The 12,317-nt window shown below is 40.8% G+C and carries 11 protein-coding genes; all 11 read left to right on the forward strand.

Annotated features, from left to right (window positions below):
* Positions 1-8 precede the first annotated feature (8 nt).
* Genes KKH91_04050 through carB form a run of 11 tightly spaced genes read left to right on the forward strand, consistent with a single transcriptional unit; the run spans position 9 to position 12,313 of the window.
* A complete protein-coding gene (locus tag KKH91_04050; GenBank protein ID MBU0951984.1) occupies positions 9-905 on the forward strand; it encodes a phosphoribosylaminoimidazolesuccinocarboxamide synthase in 897 nt (298 codons plus the stop codon).
* A gap of 1 nt (position 906) precedes the next feature.
* Positions 907-1,377, forward strand: a complete 471-nt coding sequence (locus KKH91_04055; protein MBU0951985.1) for a phosphoribosylformylglycinamidine synthase subunit PurS — start codon at positions 907-909, stop codon at positions 1,375-1,377.
* Positions 1,374-3,764 carry a phosphoribosylformylglycinamidine synthase subunit PurL gene (gene purL, locus KKH91_04060; protein MBU0951986.1) on the forward strand — a complete coding sequence of 797 codons (2,391 nt, stop codon included), beginning with the start codon at positions 1,374-1,376 and terminating at the stop codon, positions 3,762-3,764. Before KKH91_04055 ends, purL begins: the two co-directional genes overlap by 4 nt.
* Positions 3,765-3,819: 55 nt before the next feature.
* Entirely contained in the window at positions 3,820-4,605 is a 786-nt protein-coding gene (gene purQ, locus KKH91_04065; GenBank protein MBU0951987.1) for a phosphoribosylformylglycinamidine synthase I, read from the forward strand.
* Between the two features lie 30 nt (positions 4,606-4,635).
* Positions 4,636-5,964, forward strand: a complete 1,329-nt coding sequence (purD, locus tag KKH91_04070) for a phosphoribosylamine--glycine ligase (GenBank protein ID MBU0951988.1) — start codon at positions 4,636-4,638, stop codon at positions 5,962-5,964.
* Positions 5,965-5,986: 22 nt separating this feature from the next.
* On the forward strand, positions 5,987-6,949 hold the full coding sequence (gene purM, locus KKH91_04075; protein MBU0951989.1) for a phosphoribosylformylglycinamidine cyclo-ligase: 963 nt from the start codon (positions 5,987-5,989) through the stop codon (positions 6,947-6,949).
* 2 nt (positions 6,950-6,951) lie between these two features.
* Positions 6,952-7,578 (forward strand): phosphoribosylglycinamide formyltransferase, encoded by a 627-nt coding sequence (locus tag KKH91_04080; protein ID MBU0951990.1) that lies wholly within the window; start codon positions 6,952-6,954, stop codon positions 7,576-7,578.
* Positions 7,578-8,948 (forward strand): adenylosuccinate lyase, encoded by a 1,371-nt coding sequence (locus KKH91_04085; protein ID MBU0951991.1) that lies wholly within the window; start codon positions 7,578-7,580, stop codon positions 8,946-8,948. The genes KKH91_04080 and KKH91_04085 overlap by 1 nt, the downstream gene beginning before the upstream one ends.
* Positions 8,933-9,427, forward strand: a complete 495-nt coding sequence (gene purE, locus KKH91_04090) for a 5-(carboxyamino)imidazole ribonucleotide mutase (GenBank protein ID MBU0951992.1) — start codon at positions 8,933-8,935, stop codon at positions 9,425-9,427. The genes KKH91_04085 and purE overlap by 16 nt, the downstream gene beginning before the upstream one ends.
* Before the next feature lie 19 nt (positions 9,428-9,446).
* Positions 9,447-10,751, forward strand: a complete 1,305-nt coding sequence (locus tag KKH91_04095; GenBank protein MBU0951993.1) for an adenylosuccinate synthase — start codon at positions 9,447-9,449, stop codon at positions 10,749-10,751.
* A complete protein-coding gene (carB, locus tag KKH91_04100; GenBank protein ID MBU0951994.1) occupies positions 10,736-12,313 on the forward strand; it encodes a carbamoyl-phosphate synthase large subunit in 1,578 nt (525 codons plus the stop codon). Before KKH91_04095 ends, carB begins: the two co-directional genes overlap by 16 nt.
* Positions 12,314-12,317: the final 4 nt, after the last annotated feature.

Raw genomic sequence — 12,317 nt, forward strand, 5'->3', positions numbered from 1 at the left:
AGGCCGACGTGAACTCGGTAATTGAAACAAATTTACCTTCTTTGAAGGCTTATGCAAGAGGAAAAGTAAGAGACATTTATGACCTTGAAGACAAACTTTTAATAGTAGCTTCTGATAGAATCTCTGCATTTGATTTTGTACTGCCTACGCCTATTCCGGACAAAGGGAAAGTTCTTTCCCAGATTTCTAAATTCTGGTTTGAGTATTTTAGCGAAAGCGTACCCAATCATTATTTAAGCGATGACCTGCAGGCTTACCTCGGAAACGCTCTTTCAAAAGAGGAACTTGAACCTTTGAAGGGCCGCTCTATGATTGTAAAAAAAGCAAAAAGGCTAAATATTGAGTGTATTATCCGGGGCTATCTTTCCGGTTCAGCCTGGAAAGAATATAGAGAGACAGGAAAAGTTTGTGAAATTGACATAGGTAAAAACCTGAAAGAATCAGATAAGCTCAAAGAGCCGATATTTACACCTTCAATAAAATCGATGTCAGGCCATGACATTAATATAACGGAAGAACAGGTAGTAAACAATGAAGGCGCAGAAATTACGAAACTAATCAAAGAAAAAAGCCTCCTGCTTTATGAGAAAGCGTCCAAATATACTGAGAAGCAGGATATTATTCTTGCGGACACAAAGTTTGAATTTGGAATCCTGGATGACAAGATTATCCTTATAGATGAGGCTTTAACACCGGATTCATCCCGGTTTTGGGATAAAAACAAACACGCTCCCGGAAAATCCCAGGAAAGCTATGATAAACAATTTGTAAGGGATTACCTGGAATCCATCAAATGGAATAAAGAACCTCCGATTCCAGAACTGCCGGCCGAAATAGTTGACAGAACAAGAGAAAAATACCTGGAAGCATTTAGAAAAATAACCCTAAAAAAAGACCTGACTTAAAATGCAATACAAAGTAGAAATATTCAACAAGAAAGACATCCATGACGGCGCCGCAGATAACTTTAAGAAAGATATCGCAGACCTAGGGGTCCGCTCGGCCCAAGGCGCGGATGTTAACTCCCTTTATCTGATTGAAGGTAATTTATCCGATAGAGATGTTATAATCATTTGCAATAAATTACTGGCTGATCCTGTAACACAAGATTTCTCATTCAAGCAATTGAAACAGTCCGAAAAACAAATAAAATCATCAGCTAATGTTTTCTCCATTGAAGTCTTTTGTAAACCGGGCGTAACTGATGCGGCCGGGGAAAGCGCAAAAATAGGAATTTCCGACCTGGGAATAAAAGGCGTTGATTCAGTAAGGACAGGGATGAAATATATAGTTGAAGGAATAACAAAAGAGGAAACAGTGAAAATCAGCGAAAAACTACTGGCAAATAAAGTTGTCCATAATTATACAATCCAATGAACGTAACAACACGCATAGAAATTATTAACGCAAGTGAAAAAGAACTAGAATCAATCAGCAGAAAGAGCTTGCTGTCCTTAAACCTGGTTGAAATGAAGGCGGTGCAGGATTACTTTAAAAAGATTGGGAGAAACCCGACCGACATTGAAATTGAAACCATCGCGCAAACCTGGTCTGAACACTGCAAACACAAAACGCTTTCGGCAAGCGTTGATTTTGTAGAAAACGGCAAACGCCGTACTTATGGTAACCTTTTAAAAGAAACAGTTTTTAAAGCTACAAAAGAACTAAACAAAAAATGGTGTATTTCAGTTTTTAAAGATAATGCGGGCATTATCGAATTTGATAAAGATTACGGAATAGCCTTCAAAGTAGAAACCCACAACCACCCCAGCGCATTGGAACCTTACGGCGGAGCGGGGACAGGTATAGGCGGAGTTATCCGCGATATAATCGGAGTCGGCCTGGGAGCCAAACCGATAATGAATACAGATATTTTCTGTTTCGGCCCCATAGATTACCCTCATGACAAAATAAAGGGCAACGTGCTTCATCCCAGGAGAATCATGAAAGGCGTTGTCAGTGGTGTAAGAGACTACGGCAACAGAATGGGAATTCCTACAACTAACGGCGCTATACTTTTTGATGAGGGGTATGTATTAAATCCGCTGGTTTATTGCGGAACGGTAGGTATTATCCCGAAGAGCAAATGTTTTAAAAAGGTCTCTCCGGGTGAAATCATTGTTGCTGTTGGCGGCAAAACTGGAAGGGACGGTATTCACGGGGCGACTTTTTCTTCAATTGAATTGGATAAAGATACGGAAATATCCGCTGTGCAAATAGGCAATCCTATTGTTGAAAAGAAGGTCCTTGATACAATCCTGCAAGCAAGGGACTTGGGCCTTTATACGGCGCTTACGGATTGCGGCGCCGGAGGTTTTTCTTCAGCAATCGGGGAATTGGGCAGCGAATGCGGCGCAAAAGTATTCATAGATAAAGCACCTTTAAAATATGAGGGGCTGCTCCCCTGGGAGATTTGGCTTTCTGAAGCGCAGGAGAGAATGGTATTATCCGTTCCAAAGAAAAACATTAAGAAAATCGTGGAAATATTTGAAAGCGAAAATGTTGAAGCAACAATTCTCGGTGAATTCACGAATACAGGAAAACTCGAAGTTTTTTATAAAAAAGAAAGAATCTGTGATTTATCAATGCAATTCATGCACGAAGGCGTTCCTAAAAGGCATTTAAAGGCAGTCTGGAATGATAAGCCTCAAACAGACAACCGCAAAATCAATATAAAGGATAATTTAGGGACTACACTCAAAAAAATTCTCAGCATGCCAAATGTCTGCAGCAAGGAATGGGTAATAAGGCAGTATGACCATGAAGTACAGGGCCAGACTGTTTTGAAACCATTGCAAGGTAAAAATTACGGGCCGGGCGATGCCTGTGTGATGTGGCCGCAGAGGGAACGAGGGAGTTCTTACAAAGGCTTCGCAGTCAGCTGCGGGCTTAACCCGAATTACGGAAAAATTGATCCCTACGCTATGGCTGCCAGCGGCATTGACGAAGCCTTAAGGAACATTGTTGCGGTAGGAGGAGATTTAGGAAAAACCGCTTTGCTTGACAACTATTGCTGGGGGAGCCCGAACAAAAATGACCAGCTGGCGGGCTTGATTAGAGCATCCCAGGCCTGCTATGATATGTCGAAAATATACGAAACTCCTTTTATTTCCGGTAAAGACAGTCTTTATAATGAATATATCGATGAAAACGGGTTAAGCAAATCTATACCGATGACTTTGCTGATTTCTGCAGTTTCCATTATGGATGATATCAGGAAAGCCGTTACGATGGACCTTAAGAAAACAGGCAATTCGATATATATTCTGGGAAAAACAAAAAATGAATTAGGCGGTTCTCAATTGGCCGAGCTTTATAAAACAAAGTTAAATTCTGTTCCAAGGGTGGATGCAAAAATATCTAGAAAATTGATGAAAGCCCTGGGTTGCGCAATAAAAAAAGGATTGGTTGAGTCCTGTCATGACTGCTCGGACGGCGGTTTAGCGGTAACTTGTGCTGAAATGTGCTTCGCAGCCGGGGATTTAGGGATGGATATAGAAATAGCGCGTATAAATTTAGGCGAAAGAATAGCAGCAAATGAAGTTATATTATTTTCAGAGTCAAATTCACGCTTTATTGTAGAAGTTTCAAGGGAAAATGAAAAAGAATTTGAAAAATTATTCAAAGGCAATGCTATAGCCAAAATCGGCTCCGTTACCAGGACCGGAAATTTCACAGTACGCGGATTAAAAGGCGAAGTTGTAATCGATGAAGACATCGCCGGCCTTCAATCTGCCTGGAAACAAACTTTAGGAAACCTTTAAGGAATATACCCATTACGCTTCCTATCGCGTAGAAATGGGTACTAAGAAGGAAAGAGTGGGAAAATCAAAAGTAATTATACTTAGAACAGCAGGAACAAATTGTGATAAAGAAACCAGCTATGCGTTCAAACTAGCCGGCGCTGATACCGTAGACTTGGTTCACATCAATAAATTGTTCGCAAAAGAGCGCAAACTCTCAAACTATAATATTATCGCAATACCCGGGGGTTTTTCTTACGGGGATGACATTTCAGCCGGAAAAGTTTTTGCAAACAAACTTATTTATCAGCTGTCAAAAGACATTAAGGAATTTATAAATGCAGGTAAACTTGTTATAGGTATTTGCAATGGTTTTCAAGTTCTGGTAAAAACAGGTTTGCTTGATTCCTGGGCTGAGCAGGAACAGACATTGAGTTTTAATGATTCTGCGAAATTTGAGTGCCGTTGGATAAATCTTAAAGTTAACCCGAAATGTGAAAGTATCTGGACCAGGGATATGCCTGATATTATAAAACTGCCGATTGCTCATGCTGAAGGAAAATTTATTCCTAAAGATGAGCTTGTAATAACAGAAATAGAAAAGAATAACAGGATAGCTTTTCAGTATTGTGATGAGGATGGCAACTCTGGAGAATATCCAATAAACCCTAATGGATCGGCTTTGAGTATTGCAGGTATCTGCGATAAAACCGGCCGGGTATTGGGCATGATGCCTCACCCGGAAAGGTTTGTTTCCAGGTATCAATTTGCGCAGTGGACTTCGCAGAAAGAAATGCCAAACGAAGGCCGCGGCCTGCAAATTTTCAGAAATGCTATTAATTATGTCAAAAATGACTTATAACATGAGCCAACACAATTAAGGAGAGTATTTATGGCATCATCAAAAAACGTTAAAAAAAGAGTATTAGTGCTGGGTTCGGGCGGGAGGGAACACGCTCTTGTCTGGAAAATATCTCAGAGCCCTAAGGTAGAAAAAATATTCTGTATACCGGGAAATGCCGGTATTGCCGGTATCGCTGAATGTCCCCCTGCAGGGAGCATTGACCTGAAAGATTTTAAGAAATTAGCCCTATTTGTAAAAGAGAATAATATTGATTTAACGGTCGTAGGTTCTGAAGCGCCTTTGTCAGCCGGCATAAGTGATTTCTTCCAGAGCGAGGGCTTAAGAGTATTCGGCCCAAACAAAAAGGCCGCACAATTGGAATCTTCAAAAGTATTTTCCAAAAAATTCATGCAAAAATGCGGGATACCTACCGCAGATTTTCAGGTCTTCAACAAGTATGACAACGCAATAAAATATATCGACAAAATAAAATCTGATTTACAGCTTAAAAAGTATTCTATTATAAAAGCAGACGGGCTTTGCGCAGGCAAAGGCGTGGTGGTGGCGCAGGATATTGCAGAGGTAAAGGATACAATAGGAAAGATGATGGTGGGTAAAATATTCGGGGAAGCTGCCAAAGAAATTATAATAGAGGAAAGAATTGAAGGTGAAGAAGCTTCTATCATGGCTTTTTGCGACGGCAAGTCAGTATCCATTATGATGCCGTCCCAGGATCATAAAAGAATATTCGAAAATGACAAAGGGCCTAATACCGGAGGCATGGGCGCCTATGCGCCGGCGCCTATTGCAACAAAGAGAATCATTGAAAAAGCAAAAAAAGAGATATTTGATAATTTCCTGAAAGGCATTAAAAAAGAAAAAATTGTCTTTAAAGGTATAATTTATGCGGGCATCATGATTACCCCGGATAAGGAAATTAAGGTATTGGAATTCAATGTGCGTTTTGGCGATCCGGAAACCCAGTGCGTCCTTCCTCTGCTTGAAACAGACCTGATTGACATAATTGATGCCGTTATAGACGGAAAATTAAATAAATTAAGAGTAAAATGGGAAAAGAAAAGCTGTATATGTGTTGTGTTAGCTTCTCAGGGATATCCCGGGAAGTACGAGTCCGGAAGAAGGATAAACGGGCTTGAAGAAATTGCCTCTTTGAAGGATATAGCTGTTTTTCATGCAGGAACAGAATTGAATAATGGGATTGCTGTTTCAAACGGAGGCCGGGTGCTTGGTATAACCGGCTGGGACAAAACGCTTGAGTCAGCAATAAGTAAAACGTATACCGCTGTTAAAGAGATATATTTTGAAGGGATGCAATTTAGAAAAGATATAGGAATAAAAGGGTTAAGGACAAAATAATTTTAAGGAATTGGAGGGTTTAATGGGAGTAACTTATAAAAAGTCAGGCGTAAATATTGATACAGCTAATAAGTTTGTAGAAAATATTAAGAAAATTGCCCCGAAAATAGGCGGTTTTTCAGGGCTCTTCCCTATAGATTTAAAAAAATACAAAAATCCTCAAATTGTGGCAGCAACAGACGGTGTCGGAACCAAACTAAAAATTGCCAATATAGCAAAGAAGCATGACACTGTAGGTATTGACCTTGTTGCTATGAATGTCAATGATATTATTTGTTGCGGGGCAGAGCCGGTATTGTTTCTTGACTATTTTGCTACGGGAAAACTTAAGCTTTCGATAGCTGAAAATGTAATTAAAGGTATTGCCGAAGGATGCCGGCAGGCAAATTGTGTGCTGCTTGGTGGTGAAACTGCGGAAATGCCGGGCTTTTACTCGAACGATGAATATGACCTGGCAGGTTTTGCAGTGGGTGTGGTGGATAAAAACAAGGTAATTGACGGTTCAAGGATAAAATCCGGAGATGTTATGATTGGGTTGCCTTCTTCCGGCCTGCATTCAAACGGATTTTCTCTTGTTCGTAAAACACTTTCAAAGGCTGAACAAAAAAAGTTTGCCAAAGTGCTTCTTACCCCGACTAAGATTTACGTGAGGGAAATACTCGCAATTGTTAAAAAGTATCCTTCTATTATAAAAGGCATGGCGCATATCACCGGCGGCGGGTTTTATGACAATATTATAAGAGTTTTTCCGGCCAATACTCTCGGGGTTATTTATAAAAGCCGCTGGCAGGTACCCATGATTTTCAGATATATTCAGCAAAAGGGCAAGATTGCAGACAAGGAAATTTATAGAGTGCTCAATATGGGAATCGGTATGGTGCTTATAACCACGCCTGCAGATGCAAAGATTGTCCAGAAAATAATAAAGAATGCAATCGTAATCGGCGAAATCTTCAAAGGTAAAAAAGAAATCAGGGTGATATAGCCATGAAAAAATATAAAATCGGGGCGCTGGTATCTGGAGGAGGGACTAACCTGCAATCAATAATTGATGCATGTGAATCTGGTTCTATCCAGGGTGAAGTGGCTGTCGTAATAAGCAGCAAAAAGGACGCTTTCGCATTGGAAAGGGCTAAAAAGCGCAATATTCCAGCAGTTTTCATAGACAGAAAACAATGCAAAGATATAAACGAATTTTCGCAAAAAGTGTCGGCTGAACTTAAAAAAAGGAATGTCCACCTGGTTTGCCTTGCAGGTTTTCTTTTGAAATTATCTCCTTCGCTTGTAAAGGAATACAAGAACAGGATTTTAAACGTTCATCCCGCTCTGTTGCCGGCTTTTGGAGGCGAGGGGATGTTCGGACATCATGTCCATGAAGCGGTGCTGGCGTCAGGCGCAAAATTTACAGGCCCTACAGTTCATTTTGTTGATGAGGACTATGACCGCGGGCCCATAATATTGCAGGCAGTGGTGCCTGTGCTTGACGATGATTGTGCAGATTCGTTGGGTAAAAGAGTTCTGGCTCAGGAACACAAAATATACCCGGAAGCTATTAGGTTATTCTGCGAAAACAAGCTTGAAGTTGTAGGCCGAAGAGTAATAAGGAGACTTTAATGACAAATTATGATATTTTTTCACCAACAGATTTCAGATACTCAGTAGAAGGACTGAAACCGTATTTGACTGAGGAAGCATATGTAAAATATAAGGCAAAAGTTGAGGCCGCTCTTGTCAAAACCTTAGCTAAAAATAGGATATGTTCGGCAAAAATCGCTGATGAAATCATTAAAGCAGCTTCAAAAGTAACGGCCTCAGAAACTTACCGGGAAGAAGCAAGAATAAAACATGACATAAGGGCGCTTGCAAACATGATAAGAAAACGCGTAAGCAATAAAGCCAAACCTTATGTGCATCTGGGCGCAACATCTTATGATATTGTTGATACGGCAAATGTATTGCGTTACAAAGATGCCGCCAGAAATGTAATCATACCGGATATGTTGAAGCTTCTGAAACTCTGGATCGCGTTAGCGAAAAAATACAGAAACACTGTCCAAATGGGCAGGACCCATGGCCAGCACGCAGAACCAATAACTTTTGGTTTTACCATGGCTCAATATATAAACCGATGGGGTGACCGGATAGAAAATTTGAAAAGTTCGACAGAACGCCTCGTAGGCAAGTTTTCAGGCGCTGTGGGAGCCTATAACGCTACATCAATACTATTCAATGACCCTGTGAAATTTGAAAAAGAAGTCCTGGCTGAATTAGGCCTGAAGCCGGCAAATATTTCCACGCAAGTGGTTCCACCGGAACCGGTTACCGATTTCCTGCACAGCTTAACGTCAAGCTTCGGGGTTATTGCTAATTTTTCGGATGATATGCGGCACTTGCAGCGCTCGGAAATATCCGAAGTATGCGAGCTTCAGGAAAACAACCAGGTTGGCAGTTCGACGATGCCTCAGAAGAAAAACCCGATTAACTTTGAAAATGTAAAATCCATGTTTAAAATATTTATGCCACGCATGGTTACAGTTTACCTTGACATGATTTCCGAGCACCAGAGGGACCTGACAAATTCCTGTTCGCAGAGATATATTCCCGAATTGCTGGTAGGATTCGATTCGAGTGTGCTGAGAATCATAAAGGTTTCCGGTAAATTGCAGGTAGATGAAAAAGGCCTGGCAAAAAATTTCAATCAGAGCCGGGACAAGGTAGTTGCTGAACCGCTTTATATTATACTCGCGTATTATGGGCATCCCGATGCGCATGAATATGTGCGCGAGCTTGTAAAAAAATCTACAGAAACCGGAATGACTCTCCTGGGACTAATGTCAGAAGATAATTCAGTCAAACCTTATTTCAAGAAATTCACCAAAAAGCAGAAAGACATCATTTCAAAACCTGAGAAATACATCGGGGCGGCAGATAAAAAAGTCGATGCTATAGTAAAAATTTGGGAGGATAAATGTCACAACCTTTAGTTGGAATAGTTTTAGGAAGCGATTCTGATTTACCTGAAATAAAAGATATGTTGGAAACTTTTAAGGAATTTGGTATAACGTATGAACTTAATATAATCTCGGCGCACAGAACGCCTCATTTGGCGCACGCTTATGCGGAAAACGCAGAGAAAAAAGGTTTACAGGTCATAATTGCCTGTGCCGGCGGAGCCGCCCATCTTGCAGGCGTGATAGCATCACTTACTACACTCCCTGTTATAGGTGTTCCGATGCAAACTGCCAGCCTGGGAGGATTGGATTCGCTTCTAGCAACAGTCCAAATGCCGGCAGGCGTACCGGTCGCTACTGTTGCGATAGGCAAAGCAGGTTCAGTAAATGCAGCGGTGCTTGCTGCGCAGATTATCGGCGTAAAGAGTCCTGAAATCAGAGAAAAAGTAAGGCAGTTTAAGGCAAATTTGGCAAAAAAGGTCGAAGAAAAAAATAAAAATTTAAAGATTTAAAATATAGCGGTAAAAATATATGAATACATTAGTACTTATCGGCGCGCAATGGGGAGATGAGGGGAAAGGGAAAATAGTCCACTTTCTTGGTAAATACGCGGATTATGTTGTTAGATATCAGGGTGGGCCTAACGCAGGGCATACAATTATTTTGGATGGGAAGCCGTTTGTCCTGCATACTATTCCTTCCGGAATGGTTCTTCCCGGCAAAATCTGCCTTATAGCTAACGGGGTTGTTTTCGACCCGGAAATCCTTTATGAAGAAGTAAATCTTCTTAAAAAACAGAAAATCTCAGTAAAAAACAGGCTTTTTATAAGCAGCGCAGCGCATATAATACTTCCTTACCATAAACTGCTTGATGAATTGCGTGAAAAAGGCAATATAAGAATCGGTACTACACGCAGAGGTATCGGGCCGGCATACGCGGATAAAGTTGTCAGGATAGGCATCCGCCTTTGCGATTTTGTCGAAGAAAAAACATTTAAAGATCTTCTTGAAAAAAACTTGCGTGAAAAAATGCCTGTTTTAAAACAAATTACAACGGCAAATAAAATCAGGTCGGAAATAATGAAGAATTATAAGCGCTGGAAAAACTTCCTCAAGCCGATGATGGCCGACACAGCATTAATGCTGGAAGAAGCAGCCGCCAAAAATAAAAACATTTTATTCGAAAGCGCGCAAGGCACGCTGCTGGATATAGATTTTGGCACCTATCCCTATGTCACTTCCTCAAATCCTATAAGCGGGGGAGTTTGTATCGGTGCTGGTTTTCCTCCGACAAAAATCAAATATGTATTAGGAATTGTTAAGGCCTATTGCACCAGGGTCGGCGAAGGCCCGTTCCCTACAGAATTGAAAGACAAATTAGGCGAATTTATGAGAGAAAAAGGGCTTGAATACGGCGCTACCACCGGCAGGCCAAGAAGATGCGGCTGGTTTGACGCAGTTGCTGTCCGCCATAGTGTAAGGGTAAACGGAATAGACAGCTTTGCGGTAACTAAGCTTGATTGTTTGAAAGGCATAAATCCTCTGAAAATTTGCATTGCCTACAAATACAAAGGCAAGATTATCAAGGAATTTCCTTATTCAAGAGAAATTATTGCACACTGCAAACCGGTTTATATAGAAATGCCTGGATTCAATCAGAATATCCGCAACACTGACTTCAATAAAATACCAGAGAATGCCAGAAAATATATCCTGAAACTTGAAGAACTGACAAAAACAAAAATTTCTCTGGTTTCTATGGGAAGAACAAGGGAAGAAACCATTGTAGTAAGCAAACCAAATCCGGCTTATGAAGAAAGATGGGGATTGATTTAATGCAGAAAAAAGAAAAAATCATTATTTTGGGCGGCGGGCCCAATAGAATCGGGCAGGGAATTGAATTTGATTATTGCTGTGTGCATGCTGTGCTTGCATTAAAAGAATACGGTTTTGAAACAATAATGATTAACTGTAACCCGGAAACCGTCAGCACTGATTATGATATTTCCGATAAACTTTACTTTGAACCGCTTACTTTTGAAGATGTTATAAACATTATTGAAAAAGAAAAGCCATTAGGAGTTATTGTTCAGTTCGGCGGCCAGACTCCTCTTAATCTTTCGGTCCCTTTAAAGAACGCCGGGGTCAAAATACTCGGAACTTCATCAGACAGCATTGACCGCGCAGAAGACCGGGAAAGATTTAAACAAATGCTTAAAAAACTTAAACTCCGCCAGCCGAATAACGGGACGGTCGTATCTTTTGACCAGGCAAAAAAAGTAGCAAAAGAAATAAGTTACCCGGTGCTTGTGCGCCCTTCGTATGTTTTAGGCGGCAGGGCTATGGAACTTATATATGATGAAACGTCGTTAGAAAGGTTCATGAAAAATGCCGTTGACGCTTCCCCGGAAAGGCCTATCTTAATTGACAAATATCTGGAAGACGCAATTGAAATAGACGTGGATGCTGTAGCTGACGGAAAAAAATGTGTTATCTGCGGAATTATGGAACATATTGAAGAAGCAGGCATTCATTCAGGCGACAGCGCCTGCGCCATACCTCCGTTTTCACTAAGCGACGAGATAATAAGGAAAATAAAAGAAAACACTTATGCTTTGGCTAAAGAATTAAAAGTGATAGGATTAATGAATATTCAATTTGCTGTTAAAAGCGATTTGGTTTATGTCCTTGAAGTGAACCCGCGGGCCTCGCGGACAGTGCCTTTTGTAAGCAAGGCCACAGGGATACCCTGGGCCAAAGTTGCGGCGAGAGTTATGGCAGGAAAAACTTTGGAAGGATTGCACACAAAAGAAGTAACAATAGATCATGTAGCTGTGAAAGAAGCAGTTTTTCCTTTTAACAGGTTCCCGGGTGTTGATCCAGTCCTGGGGCCGGAAATGAAATCTACCGGAGAAGTCATGGGAATTGACGATGATTTCGGAAGGGCTTTTGCAAAATCTCAGATTGCGGCTAGCGGAGCCTTGCCCAAAAATGGCAAGGTTTTTATCAGTGTAAAAGACAAAGACAAAAGGTCTATAGTCCTGATTGCAAAAAAATTAGTAGATATGGGTTTTGAAATAACTGCAACTCAAGGGACAGCAAAAGTACTAAGTAAGAGCGGAATAAAAACAATTCCTGTTTTTAAGGTTCATGAAGGAAGGCCGAATGTGGTTGATTTAATCAAAAGCAGGGAAGTTAGTTTAATAATAAACACACCGGGCGCGGAAGAAAAACCTCAGTCAGACAATGTCTCGATACGCAGTGTCGGAGTAATGTATAACATTCCATATATAACCACAGTTTCTGGCGCTCAAGCCGCAGTGAACGGTATAGAATCACTTCTCAAAGGCGAGATAACAGTTAAATCCCTTCAAGAATACCATAAGAAGAAAATTTAAAATT

It is taken from the genome of Elusimicrobiota bacterium, assembly GCA_018816525.1.
Lineage (GTDB): Bacteria > Elusimicrobiota > Endomicrobiia > CG1-02-37-114 > XYA2-FULL-39-19 > OXYB2-FULL-48-7.